We start from the raw sequence: 17177 nt of genomic DNA on the forward strand, positions 1-17177 counted from the left end.
GGTGCAGGGCCCTAATCAGTCGGTTTCTGTCCGTTTCCAGCCGGCATCCTGATATTGTTGGCGCGAACGAAAGCGGGTTTGTCAGACCTGTCTCCGAGCACTCCAATGGCCGTCATCTCATCGAGCACCAACCAGATCTCGCCCGCCAACGAGCGCCTGTACCATCAGAGCGCGCTGGTCGGCGACTGGAAGGGCAATTGGGTGGGCAACGGCAATCAGCCAGTGGGCTTCAAGGTCGTAAACATCCGCGGCGCCCGGGCTCAGGTCGAGTACACCCATAACGGACACACCGAGCGCGGCTTTGCCGAGGTTCAGGGTACGCTCATCACCTTCGGCGGGGTCACGGTCGGCACCAAAGACGGCAAGAACATGGTGATGCTGTTCTCCTTCGGGGGCGCCGGCAAGCAGACCGCGAACCTTGAGAAGCAGGCCCCGCCGGCTTCCGACAGCAATCTCATGGGAAGCTGGGGCGGCTATTCCAGCGAGAACGGCAAGAGCGCGAGCTTCAAGGTGCTCGCGGTCGATGGCAAGGAAGCCCAGGTCAGCGTCACCACCGACGGCGTCACCCGCCAGGGCACCGGCTACGTCTACAAGAACGTCATCATGTTCGGCCAGGCGCAGATCGCGACCGACGACGGGCAGAACGGCAAGATCATCTACCAGGTCGGCACCAAATCCTTCATGGTGCCGGTGACGAAATATCCGCCGGCCGATACGTCGTCCTCCGTGGACAGGACGGCATAGCTTTCACGGAAACGGTGCGCCGGATTGCGCCAGTGTCTTCACCTGGCGTTCGATCCGTCTCGGACCTGCGGCTACGGCAATGGCACGGTCGCTGCGCTGGCATTGGTGATGGCCGAGGGGTATAATCCACGCGTTCTGACGGTAGATTTTCATGTTCAGCCTCGCCTCGTCACGTCGCCTTGCAATTCCGCTCGCGCTGCTTTGCCTGACCGCCGCACCGGTTCGAGCGCAGGTCGCTCCGCTGCGATATTGGATTCCCGGCGGCCCTTTCGGCCTCGGCGGTGGTGCGGGTCAGAGTTCCGATACTGACGGCAATTTCGCCGGCTTCAATGCCGTCGGTGCGGATTGGCGCAGCAACTCGACCGGCCTCTTCGTCGGCAGCCAGCGCGGCAATCTCAATTGGAGCGGGCTCGGTCAGACCGGGCCGGCCGGCAATTTCAGTGCGCTCTCATATGACAGCACGCAGTTCGGTTATGCCACCAAGACGATGGGCGGCTTGCCCGTCACGTTCTTTGCCGGTGTCGACACGTTGAAATATGGCAATGGCATCGGCAGCTCGGTTGCCCCGCTGACCTCGGGCGCGGCACCCGGCACCAGCGCATTTGCCGGTGTCGAATTCAAGCCGACGTCCAACCTCAGCCTGTCGTTCGGCGCCGGTTTCATCCAGCAGGATTCCGGTCGTATGGATAGCGATATCAGATCGAACATGCTGCCCGGCGAGTCGCCAGCCCTGAGCGGCCTTCGGCGTTAGGATCGCATCACCAGTTCCGGCGGACGCCGCAGCGATTTCGGCAGGTCCGGGCCGTAGCCGAAGCGCATCACGATATCTGGACGCCGCTCGCCAAGCCCGAGCGAGGTTGCAAATTGCGGCCTCAGTGCCGCCACCTCGACCGGCTGGTTGACGAAGGAATATTTCAGTCCCAGCGCGGTTGCCTGCAAGCCGAAGCGCTGGCAGGCGCGGCCGACCGCGATCCAGTGCGACGTGTCGCTGCGCTCGGCCGCGAGCACGACGACGCCCGCGGAGCTGGCAAGCTGTTCGCGGTATTTCTTGTTTTCTCCGCTCTCGGTGAAGAAGAGCTTGAGCATTGGCCGCGCCAGCCATGAGGGCAGGGACGGGTTTCCCGAGGCGGGCGCGAACAACCCGTCCATGGTCGTGAGCGCCTCTGTCTCGTCGAAGCGAATCCAGCTCACGAGTTCGCGCATGAAGGCCTTGTCGCGCATTTGCGCCGAGTTGCCTTCGAGCACATAGTCGGTGACGCCGGCGATCGCGGCGCGCTCGGTCAACAGGATGGCCGTGACATCAGGTTCGCGACAGGCGTTCTCGAGCTGGCGCAAGATCTCGGGCGCGGCTTGCCTGCCGTCGAACGTCGCGCGGGTGCATTGCCTGACCGGAATTGCAGCCGCCAACGCCGTTGCGGCCGGTGGGGCCTGCTCGAGCGCGATCACGATCCGGTCGCCGTCAATGACCGGATCGGCGCGCCAGCCCAGCGTGGATGCGGCGAGGATGAGGTTTTCGGCGGCACAGCCGAGACTGACGAAGAGGTGGTGATCGTCCGGATCGACGGCCGGACAGCGGAGCGCGAAGTCCGGTGCAATCGCGATCTCGTTGCCGCGAGCGGAGAAGATCCACGGCTGGGTGTTGTGGCTGTTGGCGGCGAGGGTGGCAAAGCGCACGAGCTCGCGATCCCGAGGTGCGGCCTGCAGCGGAACTCGCGATGACTTCACCGCCTCGTCAAAGGTCATCGCCGCAGCTGCAGCTGGGCTATCGACGGCCGCCGTGGAAAGTCCGAGCGCTGCCGCGATGAATTGGCGTCGGTCAACCACGAACGTCCGCTCCACGTTGAATTGCGCACGGCTCTTCTAGCGCCAGTGAAGGGCCGCGCAATTGACGGACGTCAAGGGTGGAGGATCCTCGCTCGGCCGTGAGTTTCAGGTCTATCGCGTAAATCGCGCCACCAACTCCACATGCGGCGTGTGCCGGAACTGATCGACGGGCACCACGGCGTCCAGCCGGTAGCCGCCGTCGATCAGCAGCCGCGCGTCGCGGGCAAAGGTCGCGACGTTGCAGGACACGGCGACCACTAATGGTACCTTGCTCGCGGCGAGCTTCAACGCCTGCGCCTGCGCGCCCTGGCGCGGCGGGTCGAACACCACGGCCTCGAAATCACGCAGCTCCGGCGGCACCAGCGGGCGGCGGAACAGATCGCGCGGCTCGGCCTTGATCGGCTTCAGGCCCGGCGTGCGCGCGGCTTTCGCCAGCGCGGCGATGGCGCCGGCGTCGTTGTCGAAAGCCGTGATGCGCGCCTTCTCCGCGAGTCGCAGAGCGAACGGCCCGACGCCGCAGAAGAGATCGAGAACCTCCTTGGCCTTGCCGATGCGTTCCGCGACGAGCGCTGCCAACGTCTCCTCGCCCACGACGGTTGCCTGCAGGAACGAGCCCGGCGGCAGCGTCACCTCGGCGCGACCCATCGTCACCGTGGGCGCCAGGCGTTGCAGCACCAGCTCGCCATGCCGCGTCAGCCGTGCCAGACGATGCTGCTCGGCGACGCGCGAGAGCGCGGTGACGAGCGGCGTCGGCAGCGGGCCGGAGCCGCGAACGTCGACATCGAGGCCGTTGGCGGTGGCGGTGACCTGGATGTCGAGCGGCTTGGTCACCGGCATCCTGGATGTCAGCGGCTCCGCCAGCGCCCAGGCGGCATCGAGCGCGCCATTCAGCGCCGGATCGAGGATCGGGCAACGATCGATTGGAATGACGTCGTGCGAGCTCGCCGCTGCGAAACCGACCTTGAGGACGTCATGCGTGCCGAAGCGGCCGTGCAGCGTGATGCGCCTGCGCCCGGCGCCGTGGGCATCGACCAGCGGCGCGACCTCGCAATCGATGCCGGCCTGCGCCAACGTTTCCACCACGATGCCGCGCTTCCAGGCGTGATATGGCTCGGCCGCCCAATGCTGGATGGCGCAGCCGCCGCAGACGCCGAAATGCGGGCAGAATGCGTCGATACGCTCGGGGCTTGCGACGTCGACCGCGAGCAGCTTGCGGCGGTCGGGATGGTTGCCCACGACGTGATCGACCTCGACGGTCTCGCCGCCAAGCGTGTAGGGCACGTAGACCGCATCGCCCGTGGTCAGCGAGATGCCGTCGCCGCGATGGCCGACATGGTCGATGGTCAGGCGTTCAACCACGGCGCGCGCCCAGGAAGAATTCGATGTTGCCGTCGCCGCCCGCAATCGAGGAAGGGAACACTTCGATGTCGGTGCAGCCGAGCGAAGCGGCAAAGGCGGCGATGTCGTCGCAGATCTCCCGGTGCACGGCGGCGTCGCGGACGATGCCCTTCTTGTTGTGCTTCCTGTCGGCCTCGAATTGCGGCTTGATCAGCGCCAGCAGGCTCATCGGCGCTGCCGCCAGAGACAGCGCCACCGGCAACACTGATCTCAGCGAGATGAAGCTGACGTCGATGACGACGACATCGGGCCGCGCCGGCAGCCGCTTGCCCTCATAGCCGCGGATGTCGGTTTCCTCCATCGACACGATCTTGGGATGGTCGCGCAGCGAGGGATGCAGCTGGCTGGTGCCGACATCGACGGCGAACACCAGGCTCGCGCCGTTCGCCAGCAACACCTCGGTGAAGCCGCCGGTGGAAGCGCCGACGTCGAGGCAGACATGGTCCTCGATCTCGATGGGGTAGCGCTCCAGCGCGCCGGCGAGCTTGACGCCGCCGCGCGAGACGTAGGGGTGCGCGGGTTCGGCCTGGATCACCGCGTCCTCAGCGATCGTCTCCGACGGCTTTGCGACCTGCTTGTCGTCGGCGGTCACGAGACCCGCCTCGATCGCCGCGCGCGCCCGCGCCCGGCTCTCGAACAGGCCACGCTCGACCAGCAGAACATCCGCACGCTTGCGGGCAGGGGACATCGGATCTCCGAAAGAAGGTTCGAGCGCTTAAGTAGCGATCAATCGCGCGGCTGCCATCCGGACGCAAGTCTCGAACGCGGCCAGATCGCGCCAGACGTCGATCGGCATCGCGACCGGCGTCACCAGCGGACAGCCGTGCAGCTCCAGGGCGTGGATCATCATGAGGTTGTCGACCAGGCCGAAATCCTCCACCGTCAGCCCCTGTGCGTCGACCAGCCGTCCGTCCTCGGATCTGACGTCCGTGAAACGACCGACACGGTCGGCATAGGTGGCGCCGTCGTTGCAATAGGCCATGCAAAATCTGCGGCGCCCGGCCATGTAGCCGAGTTCGTAAACGGTGCCGGGATCGGCGCCGGCGCCGCGAAACGGGGTGAGGTTGGCAATGATGGCGTCGGCCGCATCCATCATCGCCTCGTTGCCGCAAAAGATCTGCCTGGAGGCATCGGGCGCGGCGAGGTCGATGGCGTTGTCGAGGGGATAGAGGCCAGTAAGCCCGTGGCGCTCGCAGATCGCGACCTTCCGCCGGCCGATCTCGATCGCATCCGGCAGGAACACGTCGGGGCCTGCCAGATAGATCTTCATGGAAGTCGGTACCGGAACATTGAGGCAGAGATGCAAACCATAGCGCGTGGTCTGCTCCCTCCCCCGCTTGCGGGGGAGGGGTGGGGAGAGGGTGTCTCCGCGGGCGAGAACCCCCAAGAGGAGAGAACACTCACCGCGCTTTCAGCGCGACCTCTGCCGCAAGCGGGAGAGGTGACTCACGATCAAGCCAGCTTGACCGTCTCGGCCTTGACGTCCTTGCCGAGCGCTTCGAACACCTTGGCGACGATGCCCTTGGCATCGAGACCGGCGCGGCCGTACATCGCGGCCGGGGTGTCGTGGTCCTGGAACACGTCGGGCAGCACCATCGAGCGGAACTTGACCATGCCGGTGTCGAGCGCGCCCTGATCCGTCAGGTACTGCGCGACATGCGAGCCGAAGCCGCCGACCGAGCCTTCCTCGATCGTGATCAGCACGTCGTGGTCGCGGGCAAGCTTGAGCACCAGCTCGGTATCCAGCGGTTTCATGAAGCGTGCATCGGCGATGGTGGTCGACAGGCCGTGGGCTGCGAGCTCGTCGGCCGCCTTCTCGCATTCGGCGAGGCGCGTGCCAAAGGACAGCAGGGCGATCTTGCTGCCCTGGCGGACCACGCGACCCTTGCCGATCTCGAGCGGAATGCCGACTTCCGGCATCTCGACGCCGCGGCCTTCGCCGCGCGGATAGCGCAGCGAACTCGGACGGTCGTTGATGGCGACCTGGGTCGCCACCATGTGCACGAGCTCGGCTTCATCGCTAGCTGCCATGATCACCATGTTCGGCAGGCAGCCGAGATAGGCGTTGTCGAACGAGCCGGCATGGGTAGCGCCGTCGGCGCCGACGAGGCCGGCACGGTCGATGGCGAAGCGGACGGGCAGGTTCTGGATCGCGACGTCATGCACGATCTGGTCGTAACCGCGCTGCAGGAAGGTCGAGTAGATCGCGCAGAACGGCTTGTAGCCTTCGGTCGCAAGACCCGCGGCGAAGGTCACCGCGTGCTGCTCGGCGATGCCGACGTCGAAGGTGCGGTCGGGGAAGGCCTTGTTGAAGATGTCGACACCGGTGCCCGACGGCATCGCCGCGGTGATGGCGACGATCTTGTCGTCTTTCTGCGCTTCCTTGACGAGGCTCTGGCCGAATACGTTCTGGTAGGCCGGGGCGTTCGGCTTGGACTTGGCTTGCGTGCCGGTCGCGACGTCGAACTTGACGACGGCGTGGTACTTGTCGGCGGAGGCTTCCGCCGGACCGTAGCCCTTGCCCTTCTGCGTCACGACGTGGACCAGGATCGGGCCGGTCTCCATGTCGCGCACGTTCTTCAGGACGGGCAGCAGATGGTCGAGATTGTGGCCGTCGATCGGGCCGACATAGTAGAAACCGAGCTCTTCGAACAGCGTGCCGCCGTCCATCATGAAGCCGCGGGAATATTCCTCGACGCGGTTGGCACGGTTGGCGATGATCTTGGGCAGACGCTGGTTGATCTGCTTGGCGGCCTCGCGCAGCGTGCGATAGGTCTTGCCGGAGTAAAGGCGCGACAGATAGGCGCTCATGGCGCCGACCGGCGGCGCGATCGACATGTCGTTGTCGTTGAGGATGACGATCAGGCGCGAATTCATTGCACCCGCGTTGTTCATGGCTTCATAGGCCATGCCCGCCGACATCGCGCCGTCACCGATGACTGCGATGACGTTGTTGTTGCCGCCGGCGAGGTCACGTGCCACCGCCATGCCGAGGCCGGCGGAGATCGAGGTCGAGGAATGCGCCGCGCCGAACGGATCGTAGTCGCTCTCGCTGCGCTTGGTGAAGCCCGACAGGCCGCCGCCGGTGCGCAGCGTGCGGATGCGGTCGCGCCGGCCGGTGAGGATCTTGTGCGGATAGGCCTGATGGCCGACGTCCCAGATCAGCCGGTCGCGCGGCGTGTCGAAGACGTAATGGATCGCGGTGGTGAGCTCGACCACACCGAGGCCCGCGCCGAAATGACCGCCGGTCACCGAGACGGCATCGATGGTCTCCTGCCGCAGCTCGTCGGCGACCTGGCGAACCTGCTCGATCTTGAGCTTGCGCAGGTCGTCCGGCGTCCGGATGGTGTCGAGAAGCGGCGTTTTACTGTATGCGTTCACGGCGATTTCCAATTTGTCAGCGCCGGAAGGTCATTCCGGTGCGCGATGGGTTTGCACAATATCGGCGCAGCGCGAGTCCTCAAACCGTCGGAGCCACCTGCATGGGGCAAGGCCCCGTCTTCAAGCTTAGGTAAGCTTAAGTGCGCTCCGGTTCAGTCTCTGTGATCCCTGTCACTTAGATCGGCTTCGTCCGTCCCAGCCAATTTCATCAGCAGTTTGAAGCGCTTGTCGTCGGAATTCTCTGCCCACGCAAGGCTTGCAAAAAGCCACACTCCGCGCAGCTTTACACCAAAGCTTGGGCCAAAGCCAACCCGCAGGACCGATTAGGGGTATGCAGATGCAACCGGCGGGCCAGAGTGGTTAACCTTGGGCCGGGGCCAGGGGTTCCAGTCTTGCCCGGTTTCCTGGCAGGATTTGCGCCTGAATGCGATCCTTTTTGGTCCTGAGGGACCGATTTCCGGAACGGATGACACCGATCCGGCTGCATGGAACCGCGCTCCTCAGCGGATAGCGCCGTGCGATCGCGAAATCAATGTGGGTGCGGCCACGCGCTCGTGATGAGGTTCGCGAGGCCTGCCATCAGGAGACTGACCGGGACAGTCTCGGTTTTCCTTACTGTACGTCCAGCGGCGCGGTGCCGGTGGCCTGGCCGCTGGCATCGGTGGTGATCTTGTCGACGCGTGCCTCGGCCTGGCGCAGCAATTCCTCGCAGCGGCGCTTCAGCGCTTCGCCACGCTCGTAGATCGTCACGGATTCCTCGAGCGGCACCTTGCCGTCCTCGAGTCGCTTCACGATCGTTTCGAGTTCCTCGATCGCGCGCTCGAAGGTGAGCCTGGAGACGTCGACTTGAGTGTTTTCGGCCATATCCGTTTCCGATTGCCCGATTCGCTTTCCGCAGGAGAAAACAAAGTTTTGCGGGCGTAATGTGGCGGGTGCTTCAGGCGCCCATCAGGGCGCCGACATGCGCCGTAACAGATTCTTTCAGCCCTTGCAGGTCATAGCCGCCCTCGAGCACCGAAACAACGCGGCCCCCTGCGGTCTTGTCGGCGAGATCCATCAGCTTGCGCGTCACCCAGGCATAATCCTCCGCGCGCAAATTCAGCGAGGCCAGCGGATCGCGGTAATGCGCATCGAAGCCGGCGGAGATGACAAGTAGCTCCGGGCTGAATTTTTCGAGCTGCGGCAGGATCAGGTTTTCGAACGCAGAGCGGAATTCCGGCCCGCCATCCTCGGAGGCGAGCGGCGCGTTGACGATGGTGTCGTGGTCGCCGCGCTCGCCGGTCGCACCGGTGCCCGGAAACAGCGGCATCTGGTGCGTCGAGCAGTACATCACGGTCGGGTCCGACCAGAAGATGTCCTGCGTGCCGTTGCCGTGATGCACGTCGAAATCGACGATGGCCGCGCGCTTGATGCCGTATTTGCGCTGCGCGTGGCGCGCGGCGATCGCGACATTGTCGAAGAAGCAGAAGCCCATCGACTTGCCGATCTCGGCGTGATGGCCGGGCGGGCGCACCGCGACGAAGGCATTGCGATGCTCGCCCGCCATCACCGCTTCGGTCGCCGCCACCGCGCCGCCGACGCCGCGCATCACCGCTTCCCATGTGCCCGGCGACATCGAGGTGTCGCCGTCGATATAGACGAGGCCGCTGCCCGGTGCGATGTGGCGCAGCTCGGTGACGTAGTGCTCGTTGTGGCAAAGCGTGACGAGATCGAGATCGCCCTCGGGCGCCTGGTCGCGCACCAGAAACTGGAAGCGCTCATGCGACAGCGCTTCCTCCACCGCACGCAGGCGATCAGGCCTTTCAGGGTGTCCCGGCGGCGTGACATGGTCGAGGCAGGCCTTGTGGGACAGGAGAAGCGTGCTCATCAGGTCGGCCTCATGGATGCGGGCTTTCGACGTCGCTTGGCGCATCCGGCGCCAAAACGCAATGCAAAACCCAATCTATGCGCTTGAACGGGAATGGCAAAGGGTTGTCCCGTTCCGGCCCGTTTGATCCAGATCAATTCACGCGCAGGATGCGGCTCAGCGGGAGCGGGCCGACCGGGCCGTGCGCCCGGAAGAACGCGAACAGCGCGTCCGCGTCGTAGCCGCCATATTGCAGCGCCGTGCCTTGTTTGGCGACGGTAAAACCATCGCCGCCGACCGCAAGGTAATCGTTGAGGGTGACACGATACCCGCTGGCCTGCTCGATCGGCCTGCCGTTGAGCGTCATCTTGTCGGCCATCACGCGCTCGCCGAATGGCTTCGACGCATCCCAGGCATAGCTGAACCCGTTCGACACCTGGAGGATCCGCGGCCGCTTCGGGTCCAGCCATTGCTGCTCGAGCATGTCCTTGAGCTGGCTGCCCGTCAGCGTCATCGTCACGAGGCGGTTGCGGAACGGCTGGCTGGCGAAAACGTCGCCGAAGGAAATCGCTCCGTTCTCCTTCGGGACGATGTCGGTGCGGATGCCGCCGGGATTGGTGAGGGCGATGACAGCGCTGCCATCCTGGGCCGCCCTGGTCGCGGCAAGCTGCGCGTCCGCGATGACGTCGCCGAGCGTGCTTTCGCCGGCCTCGTTCGGCACGCGCGACAGCGTCTGCGTCACCGATCCGGCCGGCCGGTTGGCGATCGGCGCCGACAGCCTGTCATAGGCCTCGATCAGCGCGCTCTGCTCGGCGTCCTTCGCCAGCGATGCGTTGGCGACGATGACGTTCTCGGCTTTGGTGCTGACGATGTCGCGGGTGACAGGATCGAGCTTGAGATCGATCGCGGTGACCAGCGTGCCGTATTTGTCGCCACTGGTGACGAGCCGCCCGTCGATGTCGCAGACATAGGCGCGGTGGGTGTGGCCGCTGACGACGACGTCGACCGCGCGGTCGAACTTCTTGACGATGTCGACGATCGGCCCCGTAATGGCAGGGCATTCATTGTAGTCGCCGGCGGGCTCGCCGCCCTGGTGGATCAGCACCACGATCGCCTCGACGCCGCGCGCCTTCAGTTGCGGCACTATCGCATTCACCGTCGCGGCTTCGTCGCGGAATTCGAGGCCTGCGATGCCCGATGGCGAGACGATGCCTGCGGTCTCCTTCAAGGTCAGCCCGATGAAGGCGACGGGGATGCCATCGAATTCCCTGATTTCATAGGGCGGCAGCACGCTGTTGCCCGTCGCGGTATCGATGGTGGACGCGGCCAGATAACTGAATTTGGCGCCGGTGAACGGATGCGGCCCCTGGCAGCCGTCGACCGGATGGCAGCCGCCGTTCTGCATCCTGAGCAGCTCGGTCTTGCCCTCGTCGAATTCGTGATTGCCGACCGAGCTGATCGCAAGCCCCATCAGCGAAAGCGCTTCCACCGATGGCTCGTCGTGAAACATCGCCGACAGGAACGGGCTCGCCCCGATCAGATCGCCGGCGGCGACGAAGATCGTGTTCTTGTGCCCCTCGCGCAGTTGCTTCACCAGCGTCGCCATGTATTCGGCGCCGCCGGCCGCAACCATCACCTTCCTGGCTCCGTCCTCGGGATCGGCGATGCGGATGCCGCCCGGCGACGGGCGCAGATTGCCGTGAAAATCGTTGATGGCAAGGATGCGCAGCTCGACCGGCGCGGCGGTTTGGGCCGAGGCGGGAAGGGCGGCGATGAGGGCGAGGGCGGCGAGGATGGATCGGTATCGCATGAAACCAAGATTAGTCGTTCAGCACGAAGATTTCACGAAGGTTCTCGCCGTCATTCCGGGGCGACGCGCAGCGTCGAGCCCGGAATCCATTCATCCACCAACTCCGCGGCCCGATGGATTCCGGGTTCGCGCAGCGCGCGCCCCGGAATGACGGCTTTTGACTTGGCGCGGGCTTACCCCTACCGCTTCTTCCGGCTCGCGAACGCGTTGAATGCGGCCACCGCTTCGTTCGACTTCAGCCGATCGCCGAACAGATGGCCTTCCTGATCGATGCGGCGGGTCAGTTCTTCGGCCGGTGCGCGCAGCAATTTGCGGGAGGTTGCGACCGCCTCGGCCGACAGCCGGCAGATCTCGCGCGCCACCTTGCGCGCCTCGACCTCGGTATGTCCCGGCGACACCACGGTGTTGACGAAGCCTGCCGCGTGCGCCTCCGCGGCGGAGAAAGTCCGCCCCATCACCAGCATCGCGAAGGCACGCTGATATCCCATCGTGTTCGGCATCAAGAGGCTGGCGCCGCCGACCGGAACCAGCCCGAGATGAATGTAGGGCGCGGAGAAGGTCGCAGCGTTCGAGGCCAGCACGTAGTCGCAGTGAAACAGCATCACGGTGCCCATGCCGATCGAGGCGCCGTCGACGGCGGCGATGATCGGCTTGACGTTGAGGGCGAGCGAATAGAGAAACTTGGCGCCTTCCGACAGCGTCTCGGGGCGCGCGGTGTCGGCGTGCATGAAATCGTCGATGTCGTCGCCGGCAGTGAACACGCCGGAGCCGCCGGTGACGACCATGCAGCGGATATCGGGGTTATTCTGCGCGGTATCGATCGCGCGGCTCATTTCCCGATACATGTCCTGGGTGATGGCGTTCTTCTTGCCCGGGCGGCGCAGCGTGATCACGCGCGTTCCGCGCTCCTCGGTGACGACGATGTTGCCGTTCGGCATGAAAACCCCCTGCGCCCGCGGCGACGCTTCCGCTCGCGAGACTTGCAAGCATCAGCCTACATCATCCCGCAGGCGTGCCAATGCGCTGTCTCAACCTTTTCGGTGTCGAATTCCGTTGAGGTCGACGCAGGCGCCGCCGCCGCAACAATCGGCTACAATGTTTCATTTGAAATACCGCTGGTTGTGGTGCACGATCCCGCGCGGTTCCATTGGCCCGATTGCCCGATCGATGATTGCTGCAAGCCGCGTCGACGAATCCTCGCTGCACTACCGCGGCTGGCGCGTCGTGCTGGCCTGCTTCCTGATGGCCTTCTTCATGTTCGGCTTCGGCCTGTACGGACAGGGCGTCTACCTCGCCGAGCTGCAGCGCGCCCATGGCTGGCCGGGCACGCTGGTTTCCGCGGCCAGCACGTTCTCGTTTCTCCTGACCTCCGTCCTCGTCGTCTTCACCGACGATCTGCTCGCGCGCATAGGCTTGCGGTCGCTGATTCTGTGCGGCCTGGCGGCGCTCGGCGCCTCGACGGTGCTGCTGGCGCTGATGCAGACGCCCTGGCAGCTGTATCTCGCCTATTCGCTGATGTCGGTCGGCTGGACCGGCATGGGCACCGTGGTGATCGCGACCGTGCTGAATTCCTGGTTCGAGCGGCGCCGCGGGCTTGCGCTCAGCCTTGCGTTCAACGGCGCGACCTGCGGCGGCATCGTCCTCGTTCCGCTGCTGCTGTCGCTGACCGCCAGTATCGGCTTCCGCTCCGCCATGCTGGCGGCCACCATGGCGATGGTGGTGCTGGTGTTGCCGGTGGTCGTGGTCTTCATTGGCTGGCCTGCCGCGACCTCGCCGGTATCGGGCGGACGCACGTCCGGCGGCAGTTCGACCGTGCCAAGCCATTCCCGCAAGACGCTGCTCGCCAATGCGGCGTTCTGGACCATGGTGCTGCCGATCGCGATCGCGGTTCTAGCCCAGATGGGGTTCATCATCCACCAGGTGAGCTTTCTCGAACCGCTGATCGGGCGCTCCGCCGCAGGGTTCGCGGTCACCATCATGGCGGGGATGGCGGTGGTCGGCCGCCTGTCGCTCGGTCTGTTCGTCGACCGGCTCGATCCCAGGCTCGCCTGCGCGGCCTCGATGACGAGCCAGGCCGTGGCGCTGTTCGTTCTGCTGCAGAGCACGAGCCCGACGATGCTGCTGCTGTGCTGCGCCGTCTACGGATTCTCGATCGGCAACATGATCACGTTCCCGCCCCTGATCATCCAGCGCGAGATCGGCGCCGGCGCCTTCGCCGCCGCGATGGGATTGGGCACGTCGATCAGCGGCATCGTCAGCGCCTTCGGTCCCGGCATCGTCGGCCTCGTGCGGAGTGCCACCGGTAGTTACACCACGGCTCTTGCGATGTGCGTCGTGCTCGATCTCGTGGCCGCGGGAATCGTGCTGTGGCGGCCGGGGAGGACCGCGAAGGTCCTGGCCTCGTAGCCCGGATGGAGCGAAGCGTAATCCGGGATTCGTGCCATGAGCGACGCCGGCCCCGGATTGCGCTGCGCTCCCTCAGGGCTACAGCCCTTCTCACCCCAGCAACACCGCATCCGCCGTCGCGACGGACTCCGCGCTCTCGGTGACGGTGCGCTCGAGCGCGCCGGCCTGCACACTGATGTTCTCGGCGAAGAAGCGTGCCAGCGAGACGTAGCGCGCGGCGTCCGTATTGCCGTCGGCCTTGGCGGCGAGCGCCTCGGAGGCGAGCAGGCAGCCGCCGAGCGTGGAGCCGAACTGCTGCAGGTATGGCGTCGCGCCGGCAAGCGCCTCGTTCGGCGCGGACGTCACGCGCTCCAGCAGCCACTTGCTGGTCCGCGTCAAGGCCTCCAGCGCTTCGCGCAGCTTGACGCCCGTGGTGCCGAAAGCCGGATCGTTCGACGCTTCGACGTTCTTGACCGTCGCGGCGAGCTCGTCGAGCAGCGCCCACACCGACGCGCCGCCATTGGCCGCGAGCTTGCGCGTGACGAGGTCGATCGCCTGGATGCCGTTGGTACCTTCGTAGATCGCGGTGATGCGGGCATCGCGATAATGCTGGGCCGCACCGGTCTCCTCGATGAAGCCCATGCCGCCATGCACCTGCACCCCGAGATAGGCGACCTCGTTGCCGATGTCGGTGGAATAACCCTTGGCCATCGGCGTCAGCAGCGCCGCGCGTGCGGCGGCATCCGCGCGCACCTTGGGATCCCTGGCGCGGGTGGAGACATCGAGCGCGACCGCGGTCGCATAGCAGATGGTGCGCGCGGCTGCGGTCTGCGCCCGCATCCGCATCAACATGCGCTTGACGTCGGGGTGTACGAAGATCGCATCCGAGCCGTCGCCCTTCTTGCCGACGGCGCGGCCCTGCTTGCGCTCCTGCGCAAAGGACAACGCCTGCTGAAAGGCACGATCGGCAACACCGACGCCTTCCAGGCCGACGCCGAGCCTTGCCTGGTTCATCATCGTGAACATGCAGCGCATGCCCTGGTTCTCTTCGCCGATCAGGAAGCCGATGGCGCCGCCATGATCGCCCATGGTCATGGTGCAGGTGGGGGAGGCATGCATGCCGAGCTTGTGCTCGACGCCGGAGGCGAAGATGTCGTTGCGCTGTCCGAGCGAGCCGTCTGCATTGATCATGAACTTCGGCACGAGGAACAGCGAGATCCCCTTGGTGCCGGCGGGCGCGTCGGGCAGGCGCGCCAGCACGAAATGCACGATGTTGTCGGTCATGTCGTGCTCGCCATAGGTGATGAAGATCTTCGTCCCCTTGATGCGATAGGTGCCGTCGGCTTGCTTCTCGGCACGGGTACGCAGCGCGCCGACGTCGGAGCCGGCCTGCGGCTCGGTGAGCTGCATTGTGCCGGTCCATTCGCCGGAGACGAGCTTTTCGAGATAGATCTTTTTCAGCTCGTCGCTGCCATGCGCGTCCAGAGCCTCGATCGCCGAGGCCGTCAGCAACGGGCAGAGGCCGAAGGCGACGTTGGCGGCGCTCCAGATCTCGGTGCAGGCGGCGTTGATCGCGATCGGCAGGCCTTGGCCGCCGAAATCCTCGGGACCGGACACCGCGTTCCAGCCGCCCTCGGTCCAGCGCTTGTAGGCGTCGGGCCATCCCGGCGCGGTCGTCACCTTGCCGCCCTCGAGCTTGATGCCGTGCTCGTCGCCGACTTTGTTGAGCGGGGCCAGCACGTCGGTTGCGAACTTGCCGGCTTCCTCCAGCACGGCCGCGGCGATGTCGGCGTCGAAATCGCCGTAGTGACCGGCCTCCACGGCAGCCTTGAGGCCGGCGCCGTGATTGAGCGACAGCAGCATGTCAGAGATCGGCGCGCGGTAGGTCATGGCTCACTCCCGTGGACAGTCTTGGCGTCGTATTCCCATGAAACGAAGGAGGTCTCAATGGGCGGGAGGGGGCGGGAACGGACCACGGCCGGGTCTATAATGGAACGTGGTGAGCGCCGGCCCCGGGGCACGTGGTATTTTGGCTCTCCAGGCGGTTGAAATGCCGCGCCGCTCCCTATAGACCGACTGCGACCTGACGGAATCCGCGGTAGCCGGTTCTTCCGCCAATCCCGGTCGCCAGTTGGGGCGTAGCCAAGCGGTAAGGCAGCGGATTTTGATTCCGCCATTCGGAGGTTCGATCCCTCCCGCCCCAGCCACAAGCTCCGCTTCCCCTGAAATTCCTCACGAAACCGGCCTGGCTGGGGCGCTGCTGCACAGCGCTGCGACACATCACTGCTTCACAGGGTGTCGCTCGAAATGGCTTTCCACATCTTTCGCCGTCAGGCGGTCTATTCCTGGCGCCGTCGGACCCCTCGTGCGCTTGCCAAGGTCGTCGGCCGGCAGCATCTTTTCATGAGCCTGAAAACGACGAACCGTGCGGCCGCTCGTCGATCTGGTGGCATTTGCCGCCAAGAACGCTGGCTTCGACGTCGACTAGGCACGGTCGGACGACAAGTTAGCCTTATGGACCTTTACGCTTCTTGACGACCAAGGACATGGAGCTACCGTCCGTCCGCATCGCGCCGTTTTCGCACCCGTCGCGTGCTAAACACCTAACGCAAAGTACAGCTGGTTAGAGCACGGGAATCATAATCCTGGGTCGGTGGTTCGAGTCCCTCTCCCGCTAGCAATTCCAGCTTAACGCGTACGCGAGCCGGTCGAACGCATCCGCTCCGCTCTAGATCACCGACATCAACACGCCTTCCATGGACGGTCATGAGCTGGCCCCGCGCGACGCGCCTTGGGCCCGGGCTCAAGGTCTTGCAATCGTCGGGGCGCGAGCGCAGGCGCGACGGCTTTCCGATGATCCCAAAGGCGTTCTCCGAGGAAGCCCCGCGTCTTCACACGATAGCCTCGTCCCCACTGCAACTCGCTTATGTGCGTGGCCCGTCGGGACAAAACACCGCCGCGCCGGTCAAGGCCTCTCGCCAATATTCTCCAGCCGAAATTCGAGAGGAAGAGACCAAGCAAAGCTCGGGCGTAAATCGCCGCGAGACTGCAAGACCACGGCGCGATTAGCTGGCCATCGCTTTGTCTCCGCTCGCTGCGAGGCCAGGCGCAAGCCCATCTGCCCCGGAAACGATCGCCGGCGCTGTGTTCATTTTTTACCGCGCAGATGCCAGCCGTCGTCTCTCAACCGAAAGGTTGAGAGACGTCGGCTGGCATCTTGTTCTCAATCGAAGGGTTGAGATGTCGACAGGCGATTGCCCGCCTAAGTCTTCCTTGGGTTGAATAAGGTTCAACCATTCGTGCTGAACAGCGCTTGCCCGCAGAAAAAATTTCAACATCACACAATCAACGCGCGAGCACGCTCGGATTTTCTCTGCGATGTATCCGCTCCGGTTCCAATTTCGCCTGTCGCGATGTTCCTGATTGTTGCTGTTTATTTCTTAAGTTAAGCTTTCATTAACTTGCACAAGTGTGGTGATCGGCAAGGGTGAGATTGCCGGCGAGAAATCGCCGGCAATAGGGTTGAGGTTCTCGCGAAGCGGGCCGCCGATTTTTCTAGCCCGTGCGTGGCGGTGTTTTCTTTCCGAACACTCCCTCAACTGCACGCCCAAGCACAACCACGCGCCATTTTTTTTGGCTCTCGGTTGGGGCACCATGTTTTTTGAGAAACCTCATCGGTCGAAATTTGCGCCCGGCAAAGCGCATCAAAATCTGATCTCGCGAGTACGATGCGTACTGGCCGGAGCATCGGCGCCCCAGAAGCCCAACAAGCAGCGCAAGAACGAGCTG

The 17177-nt window shown here is 64.7% G+C and carries 14 protein-coding genes and 1 tRNA gene; 5 read left to right on the top strand and 10 right to left on the bottom strand.

Annotation, left to right across the window (positions count from 1 at the left end):
• The first annotated feature begins 105 nt into the window (after positions 1–105).
• A complete protein-coding gene (locus tag CIT40_RS09600) occupies positions 106–744 on the top strand; it encodes a hypothetical protein (protein ID WP_094892214.1) in 639 nt (212 codons plus the stop codon).
• Between the two features lie 151 nt (positions 745–895).
• On the top strand, positions 896–1495 hold the full coding sequence (locus tag CIT40_RS09605) for a hypothetical protein (protein WP_094892215.1): 600 nt from the start codon (positions 896–898) through the stop codon (positions 1493–1495).
• On the opposite strand, the gene CIT40_RS09610 is transcribed toward CIT40_RS09605, so the two are convergent.
• From CIT40_RS09610 to CIT40_RS09650, 9 genes are all read right to left on the bottom strand, one after another.
• Positions 1492–2568 (bottom strand): Acg family FMN-binding oxidoreductase, encoded by a 1077-nt coding sequence (locus CIT40_RS09610; RefSeq protein ID WP_334265244.1) that lies wholly within the window; start codon positions 2566–2568, stop codon positions 1492–1494. The two genes, CIT40_RS09605 and CIT40_RS09610, sit on opposite strands and share 4 nt — an antisense overlap.
• Before the next feature lie 111 nt (positions 2569–2679).
• Positions 2680–3927 carry a class I SAM-dependent RNA methyltransferase gene (locus CIT40_RS09615; RefSeq protein ID WP_094892217.1) on the bottom strand — a complete coding sequence of 416 codons (1248 nt, stop codon included), beginning with the start codon at positions 3925–3927 and terminating at the stop codon, positions 2680–2682.
• The gene (locus CIT40_RS09620; RefSeq protein ID WP_094892218.1) at positions 3920–4654 is read right to left on the bottom strand and encodes a TlyA family RNA methyltransferase; all 735 of its coding nucleotides are present in this window, start codon (positions 4652–4654) and stop codon (positions 3920–3922) included. Before CIT40_RS09620 ends, CIT40_RS09615 begins: the two co-directional genes overlap by 8 nt.
• 27 nt (positions 4655–4681) lie before the next feature.
• A complete protein-coding gene (locus CIT40_RS09625) occupies positions 4682–5236 on the bottom strand; it encodes a nucleoside 2-deoxyribosyltransferase (RefSeq protein ID WP_094892219.1) in 555 nt (184 codons plus the stop codon).
• A gap of 182 nt (positions 5237–5418) precedes the next feature.
• Positions 5419–7347 carry a 1-deoxy-D-xylulose-5-phosphate synthase gene (gene dxs, locus CIT40_RS09630; RefSeq protein WP_094892393.1) on the bottom strand — a complete coding sequence of 643 codons (1929 nt, stop codon included), beginning with the start codon at positions 7345–7347 and terminating at the stop codon, positions 5419–5421.
• Positions 7348–7959: 612 nt separating this feature from the next.
• Positions 7960–8211 (bottom strand): exodeoxyribonuclease VII small subunit, encoded by a 252-nt coding sequence (locus CIT40_RS09635; protein ID WP_008132970.1) that lies wholly within the window; start codon positions 8209–8211, stop codon positions 7960–7962.
• A gap of 73 nt (positions 8212–8284) precedes the next feature.
• Complete coding sequence (locus tag CIT40_RS09640; RefSeq protein WP_094892394.1) at positions 8285–9214, bottom strand: histone deacetylase family protein; 930 nt, start codon at positions 9212–9214, stop codon at positions 8285–8287.
• 133 nt (positions 9215–9347) lie between these two features.
• Positions 9348–11003: a bifunctional metallophosphatase/5'-nucleotidase gene (locus tag CIT40_RS09645; RefSeq protein WP_094892220.1), complete on the bottom strand. Its 1656-nt coding sequence runs from the start codon at positions 11001–11003 to the stop codon at positions 9348–9350.
• Positions 11004–11182: 179 nt separating this feature from the next.
• Positions 11183–11941 carry an enoyl-CoA hydratase-related protein gene (locus tag CIT40_RS09650; protein WP_094892221.1) on the bottom strand — a complete coding sequence of 253 codons (759 nt, stop codon included), beginning with the start codon at positions 11939–11941 and terminating at the stop codon, positions 11183–11185.
• Positions 11942–12170: 229 nt separating this feature from the next.
• Here CIT40_RS09650 and CIT40_RS09655 point away from each other — a divergent pair, with 229 nt between their 5' ends.
• Entirely contained in the window at positions 12171–13409 is a 1239-nt protein-coding gene (locus tag CIT40_RS09655) for an MFS transporter (RefSeq protein ID WP_094892222.1), read from the top strand.
• Between the two features lie 90 nt (positions 13410–13499).
• On the opposite strand, the gene CIT40_RS09660 is transcribed toward CIT40_RS09655, so the two are convergent.
• Complete coding sequence (locus CIT40_RS09660) at positions 13500–15278, bottom strand: acyl-CoA dehydrogenase family protein (RefSeq protein ID WP_094892223.1); 1779 nt, start codon at positions 15276–15278, stop codon at positions 13500–13502.
• A 242-nt stretch (positions 15279–15520) separates the two neighbouring features.
• Here CIT40_RS09660 and CIT40_RS09665 point away from each other — a divergent pair.
• Positions 15521–15595: transfer RNA gene (locus CIT40_RS09665), tRNA-Gln, on the top strand.
• 100 nt (positions 15596–15695) lie between these two features.
• Positions 15696–15923, top strand: a complete 228-nt coding sequence (locus CIT40_RS32920) for a DUF6538 domain-containing protein (protein ID WP_414645418.1) — start codon at positions 15696–15698, stop codon at positions 15921–15923.
• Positions 15924–17177 lie beyond the last annotated feature (1254 nt).

Origin of the sequence: Bradyrhizobium amphicarpaeae (assembly GCF_002266435.3) — a bacterium.
Lineage (GTDB): Bacteria > Pseudomonadota > Alphaproteobacteria > Rhizobiales > Xanthobacteraceae > Bradyrhizobium > Bradyrhizobium amphicarpaeae.

Bases quoted from the DNA above. Each gene is read 5' to 3' on its own strand.
- CIT40_RS09655 (WP_094892222.1), top strand. From the start codon at position 12,171: ATGATTGCTGCAAGCCGCGTCGACGAATCCTCGCTGCACTACCGCGGC.
- CIT40_RS09645 (WP_094892220.1), bottom strand. From the start codon at position 11,003: ATGCGATACCGATCCATCCTCGCCGCCCTCGCCCTCATCGCCGCCCTT.
- CIT40_RS09605 (WP_094892215.1), top strand. From the start codon at position 896: ATGTTCAGCCTCGCCTCGTCACGTCGCCTTGCAATTCCGCTCGCGCTG.
- CIT40_RS09640 (WP_094892394.1), bottom strand. From the start codon at position 9,214: ATGAGCACGCTTCTCCTGTCCCACAAGGCCTGCCTCGACCATGTCACG.
- CIT40_RS09635 (WP_008132970.1), bottom strand. From the start codon at position 8,211: ATGGCCGAAAACACTCAAGTCGACGTCTCCAGGCTCACCTTCGAGCGC.
- CIT40_RS09600 (WP_094892214.1), top strand. From the start codon at position 106: ATGGCCGTCATCTCATCGAGCACCAACCAGATCTCGCCCGCCAACGAG.
- CIT40_RS09650 (WP_094892221.1), bottom strand. From the start codon at position 11,941: ATGCCGAACGGCAACATCGTCGTCACCGAGGAGCGCGGAACGCGCGTG.
- CIT40_RS09625 (WP_094892219.1), bottom strand. From the start codon at position 5,236: ATGAAGATCTATCTGGCAGGCCCCGACGTGTTCCTGCCGGATGCGATC.
- CIT40_RS32920 (WP_414645418.1), top strand. From the start codon at position 15,696: ATGGCTTTCCACATCTTTCGCCGTCAGGCGGTCTATTCCTGGCGCCGT.
- CIT40_RS09620 (WP_094892218.1), bottom strand. From the start codon at position 4,654: ATGTCCCCTGCCCGCAAGCGTGCGGATGTTCTGCTGGTCGAGCGTGGC.
- CIT40_RS09660 (WP_094892223.1), bottom strand. From the start codon at position 15,278: ATGACCTACCGCGCGCCGATCTCTGACATGCTGCTGTCGCTCAATCAC.